Below are 24,475 nucleotides of genomic sequence, written 5' to 3'. Positions count from 1 at the left end.
TTATCCCTCCATCGCTAATGCAACCACGCGTTCAATCACATCGGCAAGCGTTAAGCCGGCGGCGGCCATCATTCTTGGATAGCGGCTGTACGAGGTACAACCAGGCATAGTGTTGACTTCATTGAGCACGACTTGCCCGTCTTCCTGTAGAAACATATCCACACGAGCAAGCCCACTGCAGCCTAAAGCCCGATAAACCAGCTTCGCTGTTTCTTGTACCCGTTTCTTATCCTGATCTGAAATATCGGCTGGAACCTTGATTGTAGAGTTTTCAGAACCGGTCTCCGGATTTTTTTCCTGATGGATTTGGAAGAAGCCATGCGATAACTGGATTTGATCCACTTCACCAACAAACAAGTCGTTACCGGTTCCGAGCACTGCGCAGCCTACCTCGCTGCCGGAAATCATTTGCTCAATCAGAATTTTTGGATCATATTGCCTTGCGCTTGCGATGGCTTCTGGCAATTCGTCCATACTGCATACCTTACTGATACCAAAAGACGATCCGGAACGGGCTGGTTTAACAAAGACGGGATAAACCAATTGCTCCGCGTCTGGCATGTCACCTTTATTGAATGTCAAAAAATCAGGCGTAGCGATTCCTGCGTTTCTTACGATCACATAAGTCAAAGACTTGTCCATGCACAGCGCCGAGCTCTGGATATCGCAGCCTACATAGGGAATGCCCGAAAGCTCCAACAGTCCCTGCATTGCGCCATCCTCCCCCATTTTTCCATGCAAAACAGGAAACACCATATCCAGGCGGATAATCTTATATTCTCCTTGCTCCAACACAATCAACCCGTGGACATTTCTGTCCGGCGACAAAATGGCAGGAATGCCATTTCCGCTTTCCCAATTCGTATCAGGATAATCGCAGAGCTTCCATCCACCGGCTTTGGTTATTCCAATGTAAAGCGGATCAAATTTCTCCGGGTCAAGGTTTCTGGCGATCTCCTGTGCGGATTTTATTGAGACAGCATGTTCTTCTGAGCAGCCTCCGAATAAAACGGCAATTTTGAGCTTGTTCATTTATCTTTTTCCCCTTTCGAATTCTAAGCAATTCTGAATCGTGTTCTCCACGATATCTTGCAGCGCGTGTTCTGTGTAAAAGGCGGTATGCGGCGTAATAATCGCATTCGGCAATTTTTGCAATCGCAGCAGAAGTTGATTATGGATCGGCTTGTTTGTACAGTCGTGATAAAATAACCCTTCTTCGCCTTCAACGACGTCCAATGCGGCGCCCCCCAGTCTCCCATTTTCCAGAGCCCGGATCAGCGCCTCTGTGTCAATAAGAGAACCGCGTGCGGTGTTAATAACGAAGGCCCCGTGTTTCATGCTTTGGATTCGCTTCCGGTCAAGTATATGGTAAGTATCAGCATTGAGCGGCATATGAAGCGTCAGGATATCACTTTGCCGCAGCAGTTCGCCCAGAGTAACATATTCGGCCTTAGCTTGTGGATCCAAGTTGTAAGCCAGTATGCGGCATCCGAAGCCGTTTAGCCGATCAATAACCGCCTGACCAATGCGGCCTGTCCCCAATACCCCCACCGTCATGTCGCGCAGTTCCCGTCCCGGTACAGCACAAAGCTTGTAATCATGGACGTCTGCCCTGCATAAAACCGACTTTGCATTTCGTATAGACATGAGGATCAACATCAAAGTATAATCTGCTACGCTAGCCGGCGAATAAGCTACATTACCAATAGTAATGCCAAGCTTTTCAGCCGCTTCAATGTCAATGTGGTTGCAGCCTATGCTTCTTGTGGATATGTAAGCTACGCCGTTTTCTTTGAGGGCGCGAAGAGTGGAAAGCCCTATTTCCGTTTTATGATTAACGCTTATACAGCAATTGCCTGATGCCAACGCGGCGTTTTCTGCTGATACCGCTGACTGAATGATCGTCGGTTCAATACCATAACGTGGTGAATACCTCCTGAAAATATCCGCTTCGTCCTTTTCACATCCGTAAATCGTGATGCCTGTTTTCTCCATTGTGTCAACCATCCTTTTTATGACCTTTTTTATATACCTTTCTGCAAAATAAAAGCCTCTCTGCTTTGATAAAACCATGTTATCCAAAGCGGAAAGGCCGTATATTAATATGGAGTTGTTTAATTCCTAAGAAAATCCTAACGTCAGATTGATGTTTTCCTAATGTGTAACAGGTAAAGATACCGTAAAGGTAACTGTGTTATCTTTGCTTCGGGCCACAATGGTTCCACCATGCAGGGTGACGATTTCTTTTGCGATGGACAACCCTAACCCGGAACCGCCAGTGTCGGAAGTGCGCGCTTCATCCAAGCGATAAAATTTCTCGAAAATAGCGTCCAGCTTGTCCGGTGGAATTGTATTGCCTTGATTTTGAAAAACGATCTTGATATAACCCTCTATTTCCTGTGCGGAAATAACGATTTCCGTGTTTGGGTAGCTGTAGGCGGCCGCGTTTTTCAGAATATTATTGAATACCCGTGCCAGTTTCACCGGGTCGCCGTACACGGTCAAATTTTCGTCTGCATGAAGCACTATGGTATTTCCTTTTTCGGATAGGATCGGATAAAACTCGTCTGTCATTTGCACAAGCATGTAGTAAAGGTCTATCGTTTCCTTTTCCAGCTTGATTTGCTGCAAGTTGTACCGGGTGATTTCAAAAAATTCGTTGATTTGTTTCTCCAAGCGATAGGCTTTGTCGAGTGTAATGTGAGTATATTTTTCTCTCTTCTCCATGGGCATATCGGGAGCCTCGTCCAATAAACTCAAGTAACCAATTACAGAGGTAAGCGGAGTCCTGATGTCGTGGGCCAAATAAACGACCAAATCATTTTTGCGTTGCTCCGCTTCCTGAGCAGCCTTTTTCTGTCTTTTCAACTTGTCCTTTATGGTATTCAGACGATTTTCCATGAAATCCATCTCCGGGGAGAGGGATATTCGATCCTCTGAATCTTCCACAAGCCGATCCATGCCGGAGCTGATTTCATCAAAATATTTTGTGAACCAGGAGATAGAGAACAGAGAAAGAATGACCAGAAAAGCCAGGGTCAAAAGAAGCAGAATCATTTCTAAGTTATTGCGAAATACGTTCTGATAGATTGCCTGTGCATCGGAATTGTCCAGATAAAAAGCATGAATCAGAAATTGAACGATGCGATCTCCAATCTGTCCACGCAAAATAACCCGCAACAAAAGGACGCTAACAGGAGCAGCGACAATAATCAGCAGCATCTGTAAAAAAGCTTTTTGCTTCAGCCTTGCATAATTGCCCTTTTTATTGCTTTTCAATTTTATAGCCGACCCCCCATACGGTTTTGATATACTTTGGTTTTTCTACAGTGTCGCCCATTTTTTCACGCAAGTGACGGATATGAACGGTGATCGTATTGTTGCTTTTGCTGTAATACTCGTCCTTCCAAATTTCATGAAATAGTTCCTCGGCACTCACCACGCTGCCCTTTCGCTCCAGTAAAATGCGGAGAATGGAAAACTCGGTGGGTGTCAGTTCAAGAGGTTTTTCATTCAGTAGGCACTCATGCGTGTTTACATCCATAACCAAACCTGAATGGACGATTACAGGCTCAGTGACAGGCGCAGACTGCGTCGTGTTGTATTTTTTATAGCGCCGCAACTGTGCTTTTACACGCGCTACCATCTCAAGCGGACGGAACGGTTTTGTGATGTAGTCGTCGGCACCTAAGGTTAGCCCCGTAATTTTATCCGTCTCTTCATCTTTGGCCGTCAGCATAATGATGGGATAGGTATGCTGTTCCCGTATTTTTTGGCAAAGCTTAAAACCATTGATGTCCGGCAGCATAATGTCCAGAATTGCAAGGTCAAGCTCCGTCGTTTCAATGCAGGAAAGAGCTTCCTTTGCAGAGTAAAACTTGAACACTTCATAATTTTCATTTCGCAGATACACTTCTATTAAATCCGTTATTTCATGTTCATCGTCAACAACGAGAACTTTAGCGCACATGATTTTCAACTCCTTTTCAGACAGAACTCAACATCGTACTATTTTACTAAATTCGGTATCTATATTTATTATTTTTTGCATGAGAAATTATTAAGATTTTCATAAGGACCCCACAAATGATGTGTAACACTATATGAAAATACAGTAGATTCATAGCTTGATCAACAAAACTTATAAATTACCCTCATTTCCCGGATATAACTCGCTCGCAACCGCAACCGAGCTGAGATGGGGCTACTTGATCCCATTCCTGTCCTTAAAAAATGGCTATGTTAAATGAGATTGTTGATATTTAATAAATAGGAACAAATGTTCTATGATTATGGGTATAAACCAACTTCGGAGTGATTTTACCTATGGATTTGAAGGACTTAAAGCGACTCGCAGGAGCTTTAGATGATAGTAGTAAACGAGAACTCATTTACTTTTTACAGTCTCGCACGAGTGGAGCTGGCACACCTGTTCGTGCTATCGACGAAATTCAGGAACAAAAACATAAGGACGGGTTAGTATGTCCACATTGTAATAATCACTCCGTTGTTCGGTTCGGTAAATATACGATTAAAACTCGTTCTGGAACAGTGAAGCGTCAACGTTACCGTTGTAAAGCTTGTCGTCATACCTTCAATGACCTTACCAATACCCCTCTACAAAGAACGAAACGACCTCGTCTTTGGATTCGGTTCATAGAATGCATGATTGAGGGTTTTTAGCTACGTAAGAGTGCGGAATTACTGCACGGGGAAGTTACGCATGTAACCCTGTTCTATTGGCGACATAAGATTTTATCTGCCTTGAAACAGATACCATCTGAAACCTTCCAAGGTATCGTCGAATTGGACGAGACCTATTTCCTTTACTCTGAAAAGGGAAAGAAAAATATCATTGGAGGTAAACCACGTAAACGTGGAGGTAAAGCCAAGTTACGTGGGATAAGTAATGACCAAGTGTGTGTTTTGGTTGCTCGTGACCGTCAGAGGACCACTTACTCTGGAATTCTTGGGCGTGGCCGCATTCGAACATCAAAACTCGACGAAGCTATTGGCGTTCATCTAACGGGGGCAAATGTGCTCTGTACTGACTCGTGGAGAGCATTCAGTTCCTTCGCCAACAAAAAAGGCTTGTCTCATTATCGGTTTAAATCCGATGGGAAACAGCGTGTAAAAGGTATTTACCACATACAGAATGTGAACAGTTATCACAGCAGACTAAAACGATGGATGGACCGCTTCAACGGTGTGGCAACCAAGTATCTGCAAAACTACTTGGCATGGTTCCGTTATTTAGACAGCAAGGAATATGAGAACACAGCGTCGAATAAGAAAAATATGTTAGTTTTATCTTGTCTGCTTCCTGTAAAAGAGACGAATGCTCATCTTCGTCAAGCATCGTTTGTTTGCTAAGGGAACGGGTCGCTTCCCACTTTTATTCTGGAGTTGATTTCAATGGATTTGGAGCAAAGAAGGGTTTGGAATGAAAACCATAAGAATTTAACTGAAATCATATTGAATCCAAACGAGCATGTTCGAGCGATTGAGCTTTTTCTCAATCACCATGCTTTGTTGTACTCATCGAAAATGAGTAACGACCGCATCAATACTTTGGAGGATTTCGTTTTGGAAAGTCTGGAGGAAAGTGCATTAAGGAAGTATCCAGTAAATGCTCCAGATACAAAAAATTCAATCGTATGGCATCTCTGGCATATTGCAAGAGTCGAGGACATGACGATGAATATTTTAGTTGCTGACAGTCAGCAGGTACTTCATTCTGATAATTGGCTACAAAAAATGAACATCAGATTTCCCCATAGCGGAAACAGCATGAGTGATGACGATATCGCAGAATTAAGTTCACTTATAAATATAGAATCACTATTAGAATATAGAATAGCCGTGGGAAAACAAACACGACAAATAATTTCCTCACTGCAACCAGGCGAGTTCAGAGATAAAGTTCAAGATTGTAGAATCAAAAAGTTGTTTGATGAAAATGCTATTCTTCAGGAAGCAAGTGGTATTGCTGAATATTGGAGCAAGAAGACAATTGCTGGACTTGTGCTAATGCCAGCAACAAGACATAATTTTTTGCATTTGAATAAATGTGCCCGTATTAAGGATAAGTTGCAAAAGGAAATGAAAAAATCAAACCGACAAGCTCAACAAACTGGGATACGATAGCCCTAATTACCGCCTTTGGAAAAGGCGGTGAGCTTGTTGAGAAAGTGGTCTAAGCAAAAATAGAGAAACATACGGAGGTGGGGTATCCACTGGAGAAGCGATAGCGTCCGCCTTTGTCTTCGGGAAATGTCCGCTAGTAAGCGGCTTCCAATCAAATTTCCCGAAGACAAGAGTGGTCGGAAGTGGATACCCCACCCCTTCGTTACCTCTATAATCCCGTTTGACCACTTTCTCAACACTCTGACCGCCTTTGGAAAAGGCGGTTTTCATTTTGATAGTAATCAACAATGTTTATTAACATAGCCTAAAAAATAAAAAACATCGCCTTAGCCGGCGATGCGATAAGCTTATCATTAAATACATATTGAGCAAAGCAGCTAACTGCCAAGGTAAGCCATCTTGACCTGCTCGCTGGAGGCTAGCTCCTCCGGCGTGCCGGAAAGGACGACGCTGCCGGTTTCAATGACATAAACGCGGGTGGCGATGGATAACGCCAGATTGGCATTTTGTTCCACCAGCAGAACAGTCGTGCCGTTGCGATTGATTTCTTCGATAATGGCAAAAATCGTTTTCACAAGCAGCGGTGCAAGCCCCATGGAAGGCTCGTCAAGCAGCAGGAGCTTGGGGCGCGCCATCAGCGCCCGTCCCATAGCTAGCATCTGCTGTTCACCGCCGGACAGCGTCCCGGCTAGCTGCTTGCGACGTTCATGCAGACGCGGGAAGAGTTCGAATACTTTTTGCAAATCATGCCGAATACCAATGGTATCTCTTCTAACGTAGGCGCCCAATTCCAAATTTTCCAGCACGGACATATTCGCAAAGACACGACGGCCTTCCGGTACATGGGAAATTCCCGCTTTGACAATATCTTGCGCCGTTTTCCCGTTCATCGAAACGCCGGTATAATGGATGGAACCCCGGTTAGGCTTTAGCAGACCGGAAATCGTTTTCAGAAGCGTACTTTTGCCTGCCCCGTTGGCTCCAATCAAGGTAACAATTTCTCCGCGACGAACATCCAGCGTGACCCCTTTCAGAGCTTGAATATGCCCGTAGTACACATCAATTTGCTCCACGTTCAACATGGGTGCTTGCCACCTCCTCTCCCAAGTAGGCCTCGATCACCTTGACATGGTTGCGGATGTCCTCCGGCGTTCCTTGCGCAATAAGCTGTCCGTGATCCAGTACGTAAATCCGCTCGCAGATGCCCATGACCAGCTTCATATCGTGCTCAATCAACAAAATCGTCAAATCCAGTTCATGGCGGATAAACGCGATCAATTCCATGAGATGACGCGTCTCTTGTTGATTCATGCCTGCCGCAGGTTCGTCCAGCAAGAGCAGCTTGGGCCCGGCGGCCAACGCTCGAACGATTTCCAGACGGCGCTGTTGTCCGTAAGGCAAGTTTTTAGCCGTTTCATGCATGCAAGCTTCCAATTGGAACATCCGCAGAAACTGAATCGCCTTCTCTTCCATTTCTTTCTCACCGGCAAAATGGGACGGAAGCCGCAATATAGAGCTCGCCATCGAATGCTTGGCCAAGGAATGGTAGGCGATTTTCACGTTGTCCAATACGGAAATCTCATTAAAAAGGCGAATATTTTGGAAAGTCCGGCTAATGCCCATGCGGGTAATTTGATAAGGAGCAAGACCGTTCAGTCGCTTTCCTTCAAGTAAGATTTCTCCTTCGGTCGGTACGTACACACCGGTCAACAAATTAAAACTCGTCGTTTTTCCGGCCCCATTCGGTCCGATAAGCCCTACCAGCTCGCCTTGGCGGATTTCCATATGAAGACCGGAAACGGCTTTCAACCCGCCAAATTGCATGCTGACGCCGTGAACGTGGAGTAAGGGGTTATTTTCCATACGCATCCCTCCGTTTCATCGCCGTCCACTTCCGCAAGTAAGAGGTCATTTCCGTGGTCCCCATTAATCCCTGCGGCCGATACAGCATGACAACGATCAGGATGACGCTGTAAATCATCATTCGCGTTTCCGGATAGCCTTGCAGGAAGGTAGACACAATCGTCAGCAATATCGCCGCCAAGACGGCGCCCGACAAACTGCCCAGCCCCCCCAGAACGACAAAGATTAAGATGTCAAACGACTTCAAAAACCCGAAATTTGTCGGTTGAATCATATAAAAGTTATGGGCATACAGCCCGCCTGCAATTCCCGCGAAAAAAGAACCGATCGTAAAGGCGACCACTTTGTAGTACGTGGTGTTGATCCCCATGGCATCGGCGGCAATTTCATTTTCACGGATCGATATGCATGCCCGTCCATGTGTTGAATTCGTAAGGTTCATAATGACCAGCGTGGTAATAAAGAGACATAAAAACGTCGTTGTCCAGGTTGTCAAATGCGCCACCTGCATACCGGCCGCGCCCCCGACATATTCCATGTTAATGAATACGACCCGAATAATCTCGCCGAAGCCCAGCGTGGCAATCGCCAAATAATCGCCCTTCAGGCGCAAGCTCGGGATGCCGACCAGCAAGCCTGAACATGCAGCCACAGCTCCTCCGGCCAGCAATGCGACAGGAAACGGAAGATGAAATTTCATGGTCGTAATCGCAGCGACATAGGCACCAACAGCTAAAAACCCGGCATGGCCGATAGAAAACTGCCCGGTTATCCCAATGACCAGATGCAGGCTGACGGCCAAGATTATATTGATCGCGATAAAAATCAAGGCATTCGTATAAAAAGGGGTTAACCATTCCACGCTGATCAGCAATTGAACGCTGCCATAAATGACTGCAGAGAGAATGAGAAATAACCAAAATGCTGACTTATTTTTCATCACTATGCGTCACCTAAACTTTCTCTCGCATATTTTTCCCCAGCACGCCGGACGGTCTGAAAATCAGGATCAAAATAAGAATAATAAAGGCTGCGGCATCCCTCCACGGAGAATAGCCCAAAGCGCTTACAAACGTTTCTACCGTTCCCAGCACGAGGCCGCCGATGACGGCACCGGGAATAATGCCGATGCCGCCCAAAACAGCGGCAACGAAAGCTTTGAGTCCGGGGACGACGCCCATCAACGGTTCTATTTTCGTATAGTATATCCCGAAGATAACGCCTGCTGCTCCTGCCAGTGCAGAACCGATGGCGAAAGTAGCCGATATCGTCCGGTCTACATGGACGCCCATCAAACTTGCTGCTTCCGCGTCATGAGATACGGCGCGCATCGCCTTGCCAATTCGGGTCCGATACACCACCCATTGCAAAATGATCATTAAGACGATCGAAATCAGCAAAATATACAGCGATTGGCTGCTGATCGAGGCGCCAAAAATAGTAAAAAACTGATTCGGGAATGCGCTCGGGTAAGCTTCGGGTTGGGCGCCGCGAAGATAAAGCGTGCCATATTCAATAAGAAGCGATACGCCGATTGCCGTAATCAACGCGGCGATTCTCGTCGCGTTCCGCAGCCGCTTGTAGGCGACCCTTTCAATCAGCACGCCAAGAATAGCGCACGCCACCATCGAGAGCAGCAAAGCGGGGACGATGCCCACGCCCCATCCCTTAATTGCATAGAAGCCAACAAACGCACCAATCATGAAGACATCGCCATGCGCGAAATTAATCAGTTTGATAATGCCATAAACCATCGTGTATCCCAGCGCAATTAACGCATAAATGCTCCCGAGCGAAATGCCGTTGACAATTTGCTGTGCCCAGTCCATCATACTCAACCTCCGAACCGCTCAGACTCGAATTGGATTGATCTTCAAAAAGCGCAACGGGAGGAAGCCCCTCCCAAGCCCCTATCGAATGCTTTATGGATTCACTTTCGTTCTAAACGTTTGCTTCCCGTCTTTATATTCCAGCACAGTTGCCGTCTTGATCGGATTGTGCTGCTTATCGAGCGTAATTTTGCCGGTAACCAACTGCAAATCTTTCGTTTGCGCTAAAGCGTCCTTAATTTTGCTTCCGTCGGTCGAGCCCGCGCGCTTGATGCCGTCCGCCAACAAATAGACTGAATCGTAGCCCAAGGCGCCAAACCCATCCGGAGCTTTGCCGCTGTACTTGCCTTTGAACGCTTGGACAAAATCCTGAATCATCTTATCCGGGTCTTCGGACGAATAATGATTGGCGATATACGTATTATTCAAAGCAGCGGCGCCAGCCAAATCCACTAATTTGGGAGAATCCCATCCGTCAGCTCCGATAAGCGGTACGGTAATTCCCAATTCGCGCGCTTGCTTCACAATCAAGCCCACTTCTTCATAATAGCCGGGGATAAAGATCGAATCCGGGTTCAGTGATTTAATGCGAGTCAATGTCGCGCGGAAATCGGTATCCTTCGCCACATACGCTTCTTGGGCAACGATCGTCCCTCCGGCCTGCGTGAACGTTTCTTTGAAAGAAGCCGCCAGCCCTTTCGCATACTCACTGGCGCTGTCTGCAAAGATAGCCGCCGACTTCACCTTCAGTTCGCCGGCCGCAAAGTTGGCGGCAACGCGACCTTGAAACGGATCGATAAAGCAGGTCCGGAACATATAATCGTTGACGCTCCCGTCCGCTTTCGCAGTGATATTCAGACTGGTGCCTGTAGGCGTCAGAAGCACGGTTTTGTTATTGGTTGCGACTTGCGCCTGCGCCACCGTATTGCCGCTGGTGGCTGCGCCGATAATAGCTGCCACCTTATCTTGACTGGTCAATTTGATCGCCGCATTGGTTGCTTCAGCCGCATCCGACTTATTGTCCACTTTGATGACTTCCAATTTCTTACCGTTGATGCCGCCGCTTTTGTTCAAGTTTTCGACAGCCAGATCGACACCCTCGGCAATCGACTGACCGTATGAAGCTACCGGACCGGAAAGCTCCAGGTTGGCTCCGATTTTAATAACGTCCCCGACTACCGCATCGCCCGACTTTCCCGTCTCTCCTTGCGTCCCTCCGCATCCCGCTACGAGTCCCGTTAGTGCGAACCCCATTAGCAGATGCAGCGCTTTTGTCCTAGTTCCTTTTCCCATACGTTGCTGTTTCATACATACCCTCCTCTTGGCGTTCCATTCCCTATTGGTGCAAGCGCATGTGTAAAAACATGCAGTTGTTCTTAATACTATTATTCAGCGCGAACAACTAGTACTGCATCCAATGGTTTATTTCACGTCCCTAAGCCGCCCTCGTTCTCCCGCTCACAATATCCCCTTCCTCCATCTAAGCGCTAATTGGCTCAAACATTGGACAAGAACTTCCACAAATCAAAAAGCCCGCTGGTTAGCGGACTTTTATGCTACAAATCTATTTATTCTTCAAATTAATTTTAAAGACATCCCCCTTATTACCACCAAAAACGATCATCCCGCCTTCAGGTAGTACTACCGAATGATTGTTGCTTGCCTTTGAAAAGTTCACAACCATTCCCTTCGCGTCATAAACGGCAAATCCCCCGCTTGCCGGAGTCTCAACGGTCATGACTCGATTGGCTGATTTCTCATTAATCTTATACCATACAGCCCGTCCGGTGGATGGTATGATGCAAATCGAGGAGTTCCCTTCGTAAATGAGTTGAATAGCATCTTCACTAATATAGGATTGTCCATCGATCATTAAATGCTCTGTACCGTCCACGTTATAGAAATTCAGATCAAAAGCATCTCTTCCGTTCGTAATAGGAATATCAACTACATTTACTGCTTTATTCATATCAACAATTTTAGTGCCGGATGCGTATCCATGGTTGATGTCAACGGATATGTTTTTAACCTCAAGTGCTTTGAGCAGATACCTCATTGAAGTTATCTTTTCATCCAAAGGGTAGTAGTTTTTTCCATTCCTATGTTCCCATACCGTTTTAGTTGACTGATTTAGAGGATTGGAATCTAACTTTTGATATTCATAATTTACCAAAACCGTTTGACCTAATCCTGGAGTATTTGTATACGCGTCAAGTTTTAAGTAGGTTTTTCCATTCTTCGGTTGTTCAAAGCTTATGGTTGCACTCCCATCGTTATTTTTAAATTGTCCATTGCCTGTATATACATATTTTTGAGGCGGGAGCGATCCAAATGCTAGAGTGGGTAAATCAATCTCTCCGTTCTTTATCTCCAGATTTACCGTGTTACCTACGGTACCGTATAATCCAGAGTAAGCAAGCAAATCGGATGGCATGTCCACTTTCACTGGAGCTTCAAATGTTTTTTCAGGCAGGATCTCTTTAATGATGCCTTTGGCTCTTGTATATTCCAATAAAATATTAGATGCAAACGTACTAGTGTAAACACCATTACCTCCCGACGAGAGCACAGCTATAGAAATATCATGTTCGGGTAGGGTAGTCAAAGCAGCGTGATACATAAACGTATCTCCACCTTTAAATAATGCGGTTATTCCGTAATCACTAAACGGAGCTAAACGGACGGCATCCCAACTAAGACCATAATTAATGGTGTTTGTCTCTTCAGTAACCCACGCTCCCTTTCTATACTCATGACTTTGCATAGCCTTTGCTGACTTCTCAGATAAAATATCCGTTCGATTCCCAATTAATACTTCAGCGAACTTAACTACTTCTTCGGCCGTGGAGTAGAGGCCTCCTGACCCAATGAGATTGGCATTCTCAACGGGCAAAGCCTGATTTATCCCAGGAAAATAAGTTTTTATGAGCCTGTCTCTATCAAATGAATCACGTGGTGTTTTGGTAGAGGTTAAATGAAGAGGCTTGCTAAAATAGGTTTCAAGAAATTCGCTATAACTTAAACCGCTCACTCGTTCAATCAAGATTTCAAGCAGCTGAAAACCATCATTACAATAGACCGAAGATTCGCCGGGGTTTGACTTTAAGTTTTCTGATTGCAATTTTACCAATAATTCATCTTTATTTCTCGTATCATTATCATTAAACAAAAAACTATTCGGATAGTGACTACCGTAAAGGCCTGAAGAATGATTCATTAACATGCGTGGCGTAATCTTTTTGTATCGTTCATCTGCCATTTTAAAGTCCTTGATATACGTAGTTAGCGGTTTATCAATATCAATTTTATTAGCATCAGCTAGCATCATCGTTGCAGCAGACACATACGTTTTACTTACCGAGCCTATTCCAAACATCGTGTCTTTAGTTATCGGACTCTTGGTCGCTTTATCGTATACACCAGCGCTATCGGATAAAACAATGGATCCATGATCCATAATTGCATACTGCAATCCACTTACATCATAATCGGACACGATCTTCGAAGCCAGCTCCTGTGCCTTTTCTTTTACAGTAGCATGATTCGTTAGAGCAAAAGCTGGGGTGACCGGTATTGCAATAAGTGAAGCGGTCATTAATGCAGAAACTATTCTCTTCATTATTACTTTCTCCTCGTATTCATTCTAGATGTAACTTACTGAATTCATCATACAAGGAAGAAGGCTGTTATATTAAAAATCGCCCTGAAACGAAAAAAACAATCCCTAAACAACATGTTGTCTAAGGATTGTTCGTTTAAAATGACAACACATAAGTCATAACGGTCAATATGGACTTCTTGTGAACATAAGTTAAGCTTCGTATCTATTCTTATGCCATTGGCTTGTCCAATATTTAGCGTATTTGTGACAAGAGCATCTATAACCAGATTCCCCGTATTCACCCGGTGATAGGCTCCCTCGACTTTATTTAATGTAGTCTTAATATGTTCCATGGCTGCTGCAAGCTCATTTCGCTTAATACACTCTTCAATATACAAAAACTGTTGATTCGTATCGTGAATGATTCTTTTAATGGATTTGAAGCTGTGAACGACTTTTTCGTAATTCGCATCCTGATAGTCCATCTGATGTTGCAACTGAGCATTCTCATGCATAAATTGAAATTTATCAACGATATTATCAAAAATATAGACGATCATAACGTTTAAGAGAAGAAATCCAATGACGGTAATGAAAGAATAGACGTCCTTATAAGTTAGAATGCTCAGTTGGTAGAAACTTACGATAGGAATAACCAAAAATAATACGTAGTAACGAGAATGCAAAGAGAAACTTCTACGTTTGAACTAGTCGTACGATCTGAATGATCGCAAACATGATCATGCAACCGAGTAAAAGAGCTTTGGTGTTGGCGATCTGATCTTGTTCATTTACAGGGGCAAAGTTAAAGTCAACTGAATCTAGGGTATAAAAAATATAAAGGGATGAAAAATTAGCGAGAGACGTTAAAACACAGTAAAGTATAGAAAAAGTGAACTTGGTTTTATATTCTACGGTATAAGATTGCGCAATACTAAATACAAAAAGCAAAGGTAGAATCAAAGATATAATAGGAGAGACGGGAATAACCAGGTATAGGTAATCGAGCAATCCAAAGATAATAAAGTAAATGAATCGGTTATGTTTTTTAGCTGATTTATCAAAAACCGAATTGAAGAAAAAATTAACTTGAGCACCCATCAGAAGAACAATGCTAAGGATAATAGGCAAATGATATAGAAACATATTAATCGAACTTCCTAATCATAAATTTGGTGTAGACATCTTTAACCTCTTTAATTTTAGAACGGCCTATGGGTAATTCCATCCCATTGGACATTAGAACAACTCCGCTAGCAAACTTCCTCACATGAAGCAGGTTAATAATAATGGAAACGATGGATTTGCAAGAAGTTACAGTCTTTTAAGGCTTCCGCATAATCTGTAATCGTGCCTTTGCTTTCATAGGTTTGATTCGAGGTGAAAATACGACTTCGTCATAGGCTGACTTGATGACCATAAACTTTTTATCAAGTGCTTGAAAGTATTGGTGTAGCTTGATGATTTTCTCCTCCAAGATCGAGGGTGCAATGGGTTTTATCAAATACTGGAATGTCATGACGTCAAAACTTTCCACCATATATTTGGGGTAACTTGTCAGAAAAATAATTTGTTCATCCAGGTTATTTAACCCTCTTATGGTTCGGGCTGTTTGAATCCCGTTCATCCCACCCATTTCAATATCAAAAATCAAAATATGGAATGGAGTTTCATGGCGCTCATAATAAGATACCAACTGCTCTCCCGAGTCGAATAGTTCGATGACAAATTGACTTTATATAGTTTGTTTTTGGATGAAATGCAAATTTGAATCCCTTAAATCACTTTTCAATCTCTTTGCATGAAAATGAGCGAATTCTCTGAATCAAGAATCCGCTCATGCAGTGGTTGTGTGTTATTCCTAATTGTCCTTTCGATACATTCGCAAGTTCTTGAAGTGCGCCTCGGAATATTTGCCCTTCGAGATTCCATTGTTGTACGTTCCGTTCTTGAAGTACCATTCACGGTCAGTTGTATTGTACTGTCGAGTTTTGACCAAAACATCGTTGATCCAGATGCGTGCTGAACCGGTTGCAGGATTAAAGGCACATTTGAGATTAAACCAAGTGCCTGCCATGTTTGTCGCAATGTTAGTAGAATCGCCATTGTTACGAATGTTGCCATCGGCCGTTGCCTGAATATAGATCGGTTCGCCGCCCGTGTTGCTCTTGATCTGCATAATGGCGGTCTTTTCCGTTCCAGGCTCGAACATGACGTCGGCCTCCCACATATTATCTTTGTTTTGATCGGTCCAATTATCCCAGCGCATCTCAACCCGCTCCTCACCTGCGTAAACCCGGGTAGTATAAACACCATCTACGATCCAAAATCGTTCGGACATAGGCGCTCCTGTCCTGTTCTGTACATAATAAGAATTCTTGTCCCAAGGTATCTCGGTCCAGCCCGCCGTAACTGTGTTGCCAGTGATAACAATACGGTCCAAATCCGGCGCATTCGCCGCATTATTGTAAAATTTTATCGTATTGTTTCCGGCATTCAACTGTACCGGCACAGAAGTTTTTACAGGAGTGCCCCAGCTTGAACCACTCAGCGTTTTTTGCGTTCCTGTTCCGCCATTGACACTGAAGTAAAAGTCTCGCGTACCGTTTACCAGGAAGTAGATATCCATATTGTACGATCCCTTACTTATTACATTGACATTCAGTGTCACATAATTCGCCGAGCTGCTGCCAATATGCCCAACCTTGAAACCGCCGGAGCAAGCCTTACAAGTTACTGAGTTCGCCGTTCCGCTCATGGTTCCGTTTTCCGCCTCATACGACGTGGAAGCCGCATTGACACGTTCCGGCGACACGGAGCAAACGGTTAACAAAAAGAATACACCCAGACAAAAGACCAAAAACATGCGGAAAAGCTTCGTTCTCATGAATAAATTACCTCCTCTATGTTATAGTTTATTAAATGGACACCCTCCATTTTCCATAATTTTACTTATATACCTTATTAATGTGTATGTTCATTTCTCACTTCTGTTTGGAATATACTAACATTCCCTTACATTTACAGATTAATAGTAATGATTACACAAATAATGCAACCGACACCTACCGTTATATTTCTCAATGTCACAAAACGAAAAAGCCGCATGACATGCGACTTCTAATGTACCCATAGAAAAAATCGTTTATTTTTTCATCCGATATATTTGTTTATTCTCAATGATCTTAAGTGGCTGCGTCCATTCCTCCGAATCCGGCAGCGAATCTAACGCATCCTCAACAGCCTGAAGCTTTGCATCCAGTGTGTCGATATAATGCAACGCTACGGCCTCGGGTATTTGCGGCTGCACCGGGCTGCCCCATTCCCCGAGATTGTGATGAGAAAGAACCAAGTGTTGGAGTATAACGATTTTCTCATCCGAGGTGTCCATGCCCAAAGCAATAGCAGCTTCAATTATCCAGTTTGCCGCTAACGAAATATGTCCCAGCAACTTCCCTTTAAAGCTATAATCCGTCACAATCCCGAGCTGTGCATTCATCTCCTCAGGCTTCGCTATGTCGTGCAGTATAATGCCGGCTTTGATTAGATCGAGATTAAGGAAAGGACGCTGCTTTGCCACAAATTCACCGAGCTCAAGCATCCGACAAATATGATAAGCCAGCCCTGCATAGTAAGCATGATGCATTCCCTTCGCAGCCGGATAATGCATAAGCCTCTCTTCTACCTTGCTGATACAGAACTCCACCACGCTTCTAAGGTCACTGTCCTGAATGCTTGCTGCCGTTTGCTTGATCATATGTACCAGATCAATCGGTTGAATCGGTGCTGATCTGATAAAGTCCGTCAGCGTATACCCATCCTCTTCCGTTGCCTTGCGAATTCGGTTAATCTTCATCTGAGGCTTTTCACGATACATTTGAACGAGCCCTTGCACTTTCACCAGCATCATCGGGAAGTATGTCTCTTTATCGGCAGGAGAAACATCCCAGAGCTTCGCCGGGATTTCTCCGCTAGTATCAGCCAAGACAATATCAAAATAATCTTTCGGAGGTGTTGAATTGGTTTGCTTTATATCGGCTTTCTTCAGCAAATAAAATCCGATGATTTCGTCACCCTCAGTAAAAGTTCTAATCAAAGTCACTGTATTGTCGCTCCTTACCAATGTGGTTTATGAGTTATTCGACAACATACGCCTTATTGCCTTCTAGAACTACTTTCGGCTTATTAAGTCATTGAATCGACTTTATCTTCAGATAAAACAAAACCACTTTCTGCGAAAGTGGCTGGTGACGCGACTGCTACTTCATCTTGATCGAATTCACGATATCGTTTGCAACGGCTTGCCACTCCGCTTTCTTCTTTACCGGGCAAGTGATTTCGATTTCCAAAAACTCTCCGTTTAAAAATCCCCACGATCTCAGGGCGTATTTATCTTTAGAATCCGCTTCGACAACAATAAGCTGCTTGCCATTCACTTTAATCACTTCCTCACGGAGCAGCTTGGCGTCTGTATAATTTTCTTTCATAATGGCAGCAAGCTTCTGCAAAAAACGTGGATCCATATTTCGATCCGTTGTCGTTTGTTCGGGATCATGGTGGATCCTAATCGTCACTTCTTCGCTCTTATCCTTATAGATAACCTCCCCTGTTTTGTTTGATTTTTCTTTGAACTCTTTTGGAATCAAAATTTCCAGTTGTTCGGAAAATAAAAGCTTTGTTTCAGACTTGCCGTCTGCAACCGCAGCAGTATCAGGCTTCGGCGATTGGGACGCAGGGGACGATTGTGTTGTAGACGCTTGGGTTTGTGTTTGTTGCCCATCGATCATCTTGCTTGATTCCTTGCTTGGCATCGTGCCTTGTTCGGTTCCAAAACAACCCGTCATCGTGGCTGTAAATACAACAAGCAGGGAGAATGTCATCCATTTTTTCATTGAGGATCTTCCTTTCTTTGTGAGCTTGTGGGATTTATTCGTTGATATAAGTCGTAACACGGTTCTGGATCAACTTGGCTACGTCATCGGCTGATTTCTGTCCGCTGAAATATGCCTTGGCTTCTTCAGCTATAATAGATTGAATCTTGCCGTCGTCCGTAATGTAAATATTCGCGCCCGCAATCATTTGCTTCAGCGTTTGAATGCCCTCAGCAGATACAGGAACTTCTGTCCCTGAGTAAGTCGCCGCCGAGCCTTTAGCGGCCAATTCCCCCAATATCTTCTCATTGACCGACTTGTTCACGGAGAACCCTTGCAGCCGTGGCTGTGCTTGAACGTCTTCGGACAGCAGAAACTTGATGAACTCCCAAGCTTCCGGCTTAACCTTCGAGTTCGCGTTCATAGCGATCGACTTGTTCCCCTGGAACGAAACTCCCGACTTCTGACCGTTCACATGCGGCTTCGAATACACTTTTCCTTGCTCAAAAAATTGCGCAGGCCCTGTAAAATAATCCTCCGGTGAAATGAGTAGAGATGGATAAAAATAAGCATCCCCGAAATTGACCGGGCTCGCTGTAATCACTTTGTCGTCATACATCGTCTTCACCTGCTTAAGCAGGTCGGTAAAGAACGGCGACAAAAAGTCGGCTTTGCGTTTGGACGTATCGACCAGTGTCGAATAATTGTCCGCAACGAGATAGCCGAGCATTTGCTCAGGAGGCGTATTTCCCATCGCATAGCGACCCTCCTTGCTATTCAGCAGCTTTCCGGCTTTCGCGAACTGACTCCACGTCCAATCTTTATCGTCAATTTGGACTCCTGCTTTCTTGATGCCCCCGGAATCCCCGGCCAATGTATCGAGGAAAAATCGTGTTGGCAGAGCGTAAAGGCCGCCGTTCATTTTGACATGTTCAAAAATGTTCATATAATAGTGGTTCGAATCGAACGACTTATCGTTGTTCATAAATTCATTCAGGTTGACGAGCGCGTTTTTGTTGACGTACTTCCCGACTTGCAGCCCGCTCACGTCCAGATCGATCAAATCGGCTCCCTTACCGGAAAGAAGCTGCGTATTCGTTGTTTGAACATATTTCTCAAGCTTCCCCTCCTCACTCCCGCCTTCCGCTGCATACTCCTTTATTTCAATCATCAGATCCGGATGCTTTTCCTCGAATTTCATCTTCGCCTGCTTGTAGAAATCGCTCGCCTCATACACGGATAGAACAACTTTTTTGCGCTCCTTGGTATCATTATTCGTAGTTTTATCGCTCCCGCTGGAGCATGCTGTTGAGGAAAGCGCTAGTACTGCGCAACTGAGTACTGTCAACCATTTTTTCAAAAGAAACCCTTCTTTCGTTTATTATGGCGAGTTCAAAAAACTCTAGTATGGATATGCTCTACTTCATTCTGACTCTCTGCCCATCCACTAGCGGTTCACTGCTTTCGACGACGATTGCTTGATTCGGAGATGCACCGGCTAGCACGACGGTTTCGCTGTCATTCGCATCGCCTGTTTCAATCTCCGTCTTGCGGAGGTGGTAGGTGTTGCCAAGCGGTCCTTTTTTCTCCTCCACTACGTAAACGTACGGGCTACCGCTCGCATGACGGATCGCCTTGTTCGACAAAAGCATGCCGCCCTTTTCAGCCGATGTAACGGTTAAATGTACACTTGCTTGCTCGCCACCTTGCAGTTCTTCTCCGTGCACCGTCACAAGCAGGCGACTGGTTCTGGTGGCCGTTGCCTTCTGCTGCTCACCTCCTTCAATCGGTGACATAGGAGAGGCTGCTCCGACATTAGCATCGGAATATTCCATTGCCGCAACCGTACCTTCCACTCGTTTGGTGACGTTGCGGCTTTTTACGTTCACGTTAAGCTTATCGCCGGGCTTCAGCTGTTCGGTCGCTGAGACGGGAAGCAGGAATGCAGCCTGGTACCCCAAGCTCGTGTTGGATAGACGCACATCGAAGCTATCTTTTGCAGATGGCATGCCCTGGACTGCATTTACCTTGGCGACTACGCCGTCGAATGGCGCGACGATTTGCCGATTGGTTTCAATATTCTGCTGTAAGTTGCTTATCTTTCTCTCTTGAACGCCGATTTTCAGCTGCGCGATCTCAATCTCCCGTTTGGCGGTGCGCTTACCCGAATCGTCGTCGTTTTTTATCGCTTCGACGTAACGCTCCTTCGGCCCCTCCAGCTCTAGCCTCATCTGTGCGAGCATCGCTTGCTCATCCTGCAGAAGGCTATCGACGGCCCGATTTTCATAAGTGACCAGCACTTGATCCTTCTTTACCAGGTCTCCTGCTTTAATGAGGACGCTGCTTACAGTCCATCCCTGGGTGCTTGAAAGCTCGATCTCGTTGGCAGGCCGCAGCGTTCCGCTGGCCCGAAAGTTTTGAACAAGCTGGCCTTGTCTCCCGGTCTCCGTCCAAACTCTGGGGAGATTCATCGTCCATAGCGTATTGCTGTATAACGTAAGAATCAGCGTTACGCTCATAAATACAATGATGAGCAGCCGGAGCATTTTTTGGTGACCTGCAAGTGTTTGTTTTTCATCGCCCGGTTCCACACACCATTCCCCCTTACCCCTTAATACCGGAAAGCTGAACACCTTGTACGAAATAAGACTCCGCATACAGAAACAAGAGGACAATCGGCGACATATACATGACCGATGCGGCGAAGCCGACCCCTACCGCCTCCTTTTGAATGCGCGATAAATACAGCGATAGCGGCTGTTTAAAGGCATCATCGAGAAAAATCAATGGCTGCTCCACCATATTCCAGTAATCCACGAACAGCAAAATGACGAGTGCCGCGATCCCCGGCTTTAACAATGGGACGATGATTCTGGAGAAAATGAATGGATGCGATGCACCGTCCATAATGGCCGCCTCGACATAAGCATACGGAACGGAAAGCATGAACTGGCGCAGCATGAACACTGCGAATGCGGAAAAAATGCCTGGTAAGATAATAGCGCCGGCACTGTTTCCAAGCCCCAGGATGTCAGCGATGATATAGTTTGGGACAAGCGTTACCTGAAAAGGCATTAGCATAGCCATCAAATATACCATGAACAACGCTTCCCTTCCCCGATATCGCAGCATGGCAAAAGCGTATGCGGCAAGCGCTCCGACAACGGCCTGTCCTGCTATGATCGGTACAACCAGCAACACAGAGTTCCAGAACATGTTCAAGAAGATCGGCGTCTCCAGCAGTATTTTCCCGTACTGTTCGAACGATACCCAGTCAGGTATGAGCTTTAAATTAACAAATATGTCACTGGCGCCAGATCCTGCGTCCAGCATTTTGCCAATGAAGCCATAATTGCTTGCGATCTCCTTCTCGCTCATAAGCGAATTCGTGACCGGAATGACCAGCGGCAACATCATGATCAACGCAGTCGCTAAAAGAAACAGCGACCGTGCAGTTTTATGAAAAACGTTCATCTCCCTCCCCCTTCATTCCATGAATCGCCTGAACCACCGTTCAAGCGAGAGCATGCCGGAGACGATGGCGAGTATGCAAATGACCATAAGAACGGCCGCCGCGGTTAGCTTTTGTACATCCAATGACATAAACATATTGTTCATATAGTGCTGCAGCATATAAATGCTATCGTGCGGATAGTTTCCGGCAATCAAGTACGTTTCTCGGAAAATACGGAACGAGTTAATAATCGATATCAGAACGACGAAGAACATCGTTGGGGTCAAATAGACGAGCGTAATGTTGAACAGCTTCCGAACAGGTCCGGCGCCTTCCAGATCGGCCGTTTCATAATAATCCTTCGGAATGCCCTGCAATCCCGCCAGAAACAGGATCATGTTGTAACCGACGTACTTCCACAAATAAACAATTAGCAGCACAGCTCTTGCCCATTCTGACTTCATCCAGTCGATCCGCCCCCAGTCCAGACCATAAAGCCACGCATTAAGCGAACCGTTCCAGTCGAATATAATTTGCCAAATCATCACCACAGAGGCGACCGGTACGACGAGCGGAAAAATATAAGCTGTTCGTATCCAACGTCGGAAATATACATTTCCATTCAATAGCAACGCCAGAACCAGTGACACTACGATGAGAAGAGGCACACCAACGGCTGTAAACCACAATGTGTTCAATGCCGCCTTGCGAAACGAGCCGCTGCCCAGCACCGTCTCATAATTAGCCAAGCCGACGAACACGCCTCCGCTCGTCTTATCCATAAACGAATACACAATGCCTATCACAAACGGGATTAAATAAAATAGGGAGAAGCCAAGCACGCTCGGCGCCAAAAAGCCCATAGCTATTACACCTTGTTTGTGCATCAAGCGCTGAAATCGCAAACCCAACGACATTTTCACCTCCCTCCTTCGGACCGGATAAATCCCAGCTTTCATTACCGTGAAATTGCTGCGATTTGATCCTCGTCATCTTTTCTATCGGTTCGTTATAATGAGTTAATGGCCGGAGGGTACGCCTGAGTAAGCAGCTTACACACTATATTGTCACTGTATCGGAAAAAGGTTCGGTTCTTTTCTTATTTTTTTTGGTCCGATCTTTGTGTTTTTTCGTCAATCAGGGCTTGGCGTACAAAATCCGCAATGAGATCAAGTTCTTGTCACCCGACATTTTCAATTCCTTTTGCATGAAAAAGAGCGAATCCTCTGAATCAAGAATCCGCTCCTGCAGTTGTTTGTTATTCCTAATTGTCCTTTCGATACATTCTCAAGTTCTTAAAGTGACACCCTTGCGGACTTTCACCGCCTGGTTAATCGCCATGCGTGGTGAAAATCAAAACGGCTGCCCTCTTCATGGCAGCCGTTTCTCTTTCCAGTCGCAGACCCGCTGCGTCCGGGTAATAAATTTAATTTCCGCATCGATTATTCGGAACGGTATAGCTGACCGCATGCCGCGTTAATGTCCGATCCGAATTGAGTTCGGACCGTGACGCTGATCCCCTTTGACTTCAAAATCCGAACAAACGCTTTAATCCGATCGGGATCAGATTGCTGATAGCTGTCTGGCGTAACTTCGGACGAATTGAATGGAATCAGGTTAACGTGGTAGAGATGTTCCCCAGGTCCCCTTCCCCTTAACAACTCGGCAACTGCTTCCGCATGCGCCGTCGAGTCGTTGACTCCTCGAAGAAGAATATACGCAATATACACCTTTCTCCCTGTATGCCGGATATGATGATCCAATGCCTTCAGCACGTCGCGGACGGGGTATCGGTCGTTGATCGGCATCAGCTCGCTTCGCTGATCGTCGAACGGCGAATGCAGCGAGAAGGTCAGATTGACCTGCGGAAACTCCCGTGTCAGCTTGTCGATCCCCGGCAACAGGCCGATAGTGGAAATCGTAATTCGTCGATGTCCCAAACCAAAGAGGTGCGGGTCGGTCAAAATCGTGATTGCATCAAAAATATGCGGGTTGGCGAGCGCCTCCCCCATGCCCATGAATGAGACGCTATCCAAGGCGTGGCCGTTCAAGCGAAAGTACAGCAATTGGTCGGTAATTTCGTCGGCGGTCAGATTGCGTTTCAGGCCGATGGTACCGGTGGCGCAAAACCTGCACCCGAATCCGCAGCCGCACTGCGTGGAAATACAATATGATTTCCACCCCTGCTCATAGGTAAGTCGTACGGCCTCCACACGTTCGTCGCCCGCAATGGCAAACAGCACCTTGCTGACCTGTTTCGACGTGAGTTCCTTTACCGGAACGATGCTGTAGACGTTCGGACCAAGCGTCCTGGTCAACTCGTCGCGCAACAATTTGGGCAAAATGGTCATCCGTTCGTATTCACCGACGTTATGCTTGAAAATCGCGTCCATAATCTGAGCATACCGATACTCGGGCTGCTTGAAGTCGGACAACATTCGCCGAATCATTTCATATTTCGAGGGTAGTCTCATGTCTTCTCCTTACCGCCGGAGAAAACCGTAAAAAAGCAACCGTCCGTTGGCGCTTTGACACGTCATTAACCAACTATACGAAAAAAGCGCATACGTTTGCAGACAGATCGCTACGTGCACCTGTCGATAGATTGGTAAACCTCCGGCAACCGATTTGTTTTTTTGTGAACCGCTTCGCCTAACAAGAACCGGCTCACATAATCATCTACAACCTCAATCTTCATCGCTTTCATCCT

The 24,475-nt window shown here is 45.5% G+C and carries 19 protein-coding genes and 3 pseudogenes; 2 read left to right on the top strand and 20 right to left on the bottom strand.

What is annotated here, in order from left to right; all coding sequences use genetic code 11:
* The 4 genes from vanA to vanR all read right to left on the bottom strand — a co-directional run bounded on the left by vanA (position 1) and on the right by vanR (position 3,970).
* Positions 1–1,032, bottom strand: coding sequence for a D-alanine--(R)-lactate ligase (gene vanA / locus KQX66_RS31730; RefSeq protein ID WP_216797557.1), 1,032 nt, complete (start codon positions 1,030–1,032; stop codon positions 1–3).
* Positions 1,033–1,995 (bottom strand): D-lactate dehydrogenase VanH, encoded by a 963-nt coding sequence (gene vanH, locus KQX66_RS31725; protein ID WP_216797555.1) that lies wholly within the window; start codon positions 1,993–1,995, stop codon positions 1,033–1,035.
* Positions 1,996–2,154: 159 nt separating this feature from the next.
* Positions 2,155–3,285 carry a vancomycin resistance histidine kinase VanS gene (gene vanS, locus KQX66_RS31720; RefSeq protein ID WP_308647309.1) on the bottom strand — a complete coding sequence of 377 codons (1,131 nt, stop codon included), beginning with the start codon at positions 3,283–3,285 and terminating at the stop codon, positions 2,155–2,157.
* Positions 3,266–3,970, bottom strand: a complete 705-nt coding sequence (gene vanR / locus KQX66_RS31715) for a VanR-ABDEGLN family response regulator transcription factor (protein ID WP_163860206.1) — start codon at positions 3,968–3,970, stop codon at positions 3,266–3,268. The genes vanS and vanR overlap by 20 nt, the downstream gene beginning before the upstream one ends.
* A 356-nt stretch (positions 3,971–4,326) precedes the next feature.
* On the opposite strand from vanR, the pseudogene KQX66_RS31710 reads away from it, so the two are divergent.
* Together KQX66_RS31710 and KQX66_RS31705 are read left to right on the top strand one after the other, a co-directional pair.
* Positions 4,327–5,373: pseudogene (locus KQX66_RS31710) on the top strand (IS1595 family transposase).
* A 42-nt stretch (positions 5,374–5,415) separates the two neighbouring features.
* Entirely contained in the window at positions 5,416–6,147 is a 732-nt protein-coding gene (locus tag KQX66_RS31705) for a DinB family protein (protein ID WP_216797553.1), read from the top strand.
* Positions 6,148–6,524: 377 nt separating this feature from the next.
* On the opposite strand, the gene KQX66_RS31700 is transcribed toward KQX66_RS31705, so the two are convergent.
* The 16 genes and pseudogenes from KQX66_RS31700 to KQX66_RS31625 all read right to left on the bottom strand — a co-directional run bounded on the left by KQX66_RS31700 (position 6,525) and on the right by KQX66_RS31625 (position 24,239).
* Positions 6,525–7,229: an ABC transporter ATP-binding protein gene (locus KQX66_RS31700; protein ID WP_216797552.1), complete on the bottom strand. Its 705-nt coding sequence runs from the start codon at positions 7,227–7,229 to the stop codon at positions 6,525–6,527.
* Positions 7,207–8,010, bottom strand: coding sequence for an ABC transporter ATP-binding protein (locus KQX66_RS31695; protein ID WP_216797550.1), 804 nt, complete (start codon positions 8,008–8,010; stop codon positions 7,207–7,209). The genes KQX66_RS31700 and KQX66_RS31695 overlap by 23 nt, the downstream gene beginning before the upstream one ends.
* Positions 8,000–8,950, bottom strand: coding sequence for a branched-chain amino acid ABC transporter permease (locus KQX66_RS31690; protein ID WP_216797548.1), 951 nt, complete (start codon positions 8,948–8,950; stop codon positions 8,000–8,002). The genes KQX66_RS31695 and KQX66_RS31690 overlap by 11 nt, the downstream gene beginning before the upstream one ends.
* A gap of 13 nt (positions 8,951–8,963) precedes the next feature.
* Positions 8,964–9,839 (bottom strand): branched-chain amino acid ABC transporter permease, encoded by an 876-nt coding sequence (locus KQX66_RS31685; RefSeq protein ID WP_216797586.1) that lies wholly within the window; start codon positions 9,837–9,839, stop codon positions 8,964–8,966.
* 93 nt (positions 9,840–9,932) lie between these two features.
* Entirely contained in the window at positions 9,933–11,132 is a 1,200-nt protein-coding gene (locus tag KQX66_RS31680; protein ID WP_253957572.1) for an ABC transporter substrate-binding protein, read from the bottom strand.
* 271 nt (positions 11,133–11,403) lie between these two features.
* Positions 11,404–13,458 (bottom strand): serine hydrolase domain-containing protein, encoded by a 2,055-nt coding sequence (locus KQX66_RS31675; RefSeq protein ID WP_216797547.1) that lies wholly within the window; start codon positions 13,456–13,458, stop codon positions 11,404–11,406.
* 110 nt (positions 13,459–13,568) lie between these two features.
* Positions 13,569–14,586, bottom strand: a pseudogene (locus KQX66_RS31670) (ATP-binding protein); the annotation flags it as partial.
* 1 nt (position 14,587) lies between these two features.
* Positions 14,588–15,172, bottom strand: a pseudogene (locus tag KQX66_RS31665) (LytR/AlgR family response regulator transcription factor); the annotation flags it as partial.
* 129 nt (positions 15,173–15,301) lie between these two features.
* On the bottom strand, positions 15,302–16,327 hold the full coding sequence (locus KQX66_RS31660) for a CBM35 domain-containing protein (RefSeq protein ID WP_216797545.1): 1,026 nt from the start codon (positions 16,325–16,327) through the stop codon (positions 15,302–15,304).
* Between the two features lie 258 nt (positions 16,328–16,585).
* A complete protein-coding gene (locus tag KQX66_RS31655) occupies positions 16,586–17,542 on the bottom strand; it encodes a 3'-5' exoribonuclease YhaM family protein (RefSeq protein ID WP_216797543.1) in 957 nt (318 codons plus the stop codon).
* Between the two features lie 157 nt (positions 17,543–17,699).
* The gene (locus tag KQX66_RS31650; RefSeq protein WP_216797540.1) at positions 17,700–18,332 is read right to left on the bottom strand and encodes a DcrB/PsbP domain-containing protein; all 633 of its coding nucleotides are present in this window, start codon (positions 18,330–18,332) and stop codon (positions 17,700–17,702) included.
* Between the two features lie 34 nt (positions 18,333–18,366).
* Positions 18,367–19,512, bottom strand: coding sequence for an ABC transporter substrate-binding protein (locus KQX66_RS31645; RefSeq protein ID WP_216797538.1), 1,146 nt, complete (start codon positions 19,510–19,512; stop codon positions 18,367–18,369).
* A 217-nt stretch (positions 19,513–19,729) separates the two neighbouring features.
* Positions 19,730–20,902 carry an efflux RND transporter periplasmic adaptor subunit gene (locus KQX66_RS31640; RefSeq protein ID WP_216797537.1) on the bottom strand — a complete coding sequence of 391 codons (1,173 nt, stop codon included), beginning with the start codon at positions 20,900–20,902 and terminating at the stop codon, positions 19,730–19,732.
* Positions 20,903–20,915: 13 nt separating this feature from the next.
* Positions 20,916–21,785 (bottom strand): carbohydrate ABC transporter permease, encoded by an 870-nt coding sequence (locus KQX66_RS31635; protein ID WP_216797535.1) that lies wholly within the window; start codon positions 21,783–21,785, stop codon positions 20,916–20,918.
* A 12-nt stretch (positions 21,786–21,797) separates the two neighbouring features.
* Positions 21,798–22,682: a carbohydrate ABC transporter permease gene (locus KQX66_RS31630; RefSeq protein WP_253957569.1), complete on the bottom strand. Its 885-nt coding sequence runs from the start codon at positions 22,680–22,682 to the stop codon at positions 21,798–21,800.
* A gap of 525 nt (positions 22,683–23,207) precedes the next feature.
* On the bottom strand, positions 23,208–24,239 hold the full coding sequence (locus tag KQX66_RS31625; RefSeq protein ID WP_216797531.1) for a Cfr family 23S rRNA (adenine(2503)-C(8))-methyltransferase: 1,032 nt from the start codon (positions 24,237–24,239) through the stop codon (positions 23,208–23,210).
* Positions 24,240–24,475: the final 236 nt, after the last annotated feature.

The organism is Paenibacillus oleatilyticus (assembly GCF_018998565.1).
GTDB lineage: Bacteria > Bacillota > Bacilli > Paenibacillales > NBRC-103111 > Paenibacillus_G > Paenibacillus_G oleatilyticus.
The sequence above is the reverse complement of the archived record's forward strand: the minus strand, read 5'-3'. Positions and strand labels throughout refer to the sequence as shown.

What these genes read in the sequence shown, in the direction of transcription:
- vanA (WP_216797557.1), bottom strand. Translation starts at nt 1,032, where the DNA reads ATGAACAAGCTCAAAATTGCCGTTTTATTCGGAGGCTGCTCAGAAGAA.
- vanH (WP_216797555.1), bottom strand. Translation starts at nt 1,995, where the DNA reads ATGGAGAAAACAGGCATCACGATTTACGGATGTGAAAAGGACGAAGCG.
- vanR (WP_163860206.1), bottom strand. Translation starts at nt 3,970, where the DNA reads ATGTGCGCTAAAGTTCTCGTTGTTGACGATGAACATGAAATAACGGAT.
- KQX66_RS31705 (WP_216797553.1), top strand. Translation starts at nt 5,416, where the DNA reads ATGGATTTGGAGCAAAGAAGGGTTTGGAATGAAAACCATAAGAATTTA.
- KQX66_RS31700 (WP_216797552.1), bottom strand. Translation starts at nt 7,229, where the DNA reads ATGTTGAACGTGGAGCAAATTGATGTGTACTACGGGCATATTCAAGCT.
- KQX66_RS31695 (WP_216797550.1), bottom strand. Translation starts at nt 8,010, where the DNA reads ATGGAAAATAACCCCTTACTCCACGTTCACGGCGTCAGCATGCAATTT.
- KQX66_RS31690 (WP_216797548.1), bottom strand. Translation starts at nt 8,950, where the DNA reads ATGAAAAATAAGTCAGCATTTTGGTTATTTCTCATTCTCTCTGCAGTC.
- KQX66_RS31685 (WP_216797586.1), bottom strand. Translation starts at nt 9,839, where the DNA reads ATGGACTGGGCACAGCAAATTGTCAACGGCATTTCGCTCGGGAGCATT.
- KQX66_RS31680 (WP_253957572.1), bottom strand. Translation starts at nt 11,132, where the DNA reads ATGGGAAAAGGAACTAGGACAAAAGCGCTGCATCTGCTAATGGGGTTC.
- KQX66_RS31675 (WP_216797547.1), bottom strand. Translation starts at nt 13,458, where the DNA reads ATGAAGAGAATAGTTTCTGCATTAATGACCGCTTCACTTATTGCAATA.
- KQX66_RS31660 (WP_216797545.1), bottom strand. Translation starts at nt 16,327, where the DNA reads ATGAGAACGAAGCTTTTCCGCATGTTTTTGGTCTTTTGTCTGGGTGTA.
- KQX66_RS31650 (WP_216797540.1), bottom strand. Translation starts at nt 18,332, where the DNA reads ATGAAAAAATGGATGACATTCTCCCTGCTTGTTGTATTTACAGCCACG.
- KQX66_RS31645 (WP_216797538.1), bottom strand. Translation starts at nt 19,512, where the DNA reads ATGAAATTCGAGGAAAAGCATCCGGATCTGATGATTGAAATAAAGGAG.
- KQX66_RS31635 (WP_216797535.1), bottom strand. Translation starts at nt 21,785, where the DNA reads ATGAACGTTTTTCATAAAACTGCACGGTCGCTGTTTCTTTTAGCGACT.
- KQX66_RS31630 (WP_253957569.1), bottom strand. Translation starts at nt 22,682, where the DNA reads ATGTCGTTGGGTTTGCGATTTCAGCGCTTGATGCACAAACAAGGTGTA.
- KQX66_RS31625 (WP_216797531.1), bottom strand. Translation starts at nt 24,239, where the DNA reads ATGAGACTACCCTCGAAATATGAAATGATTCGGCGAATGTTGTCCGAC.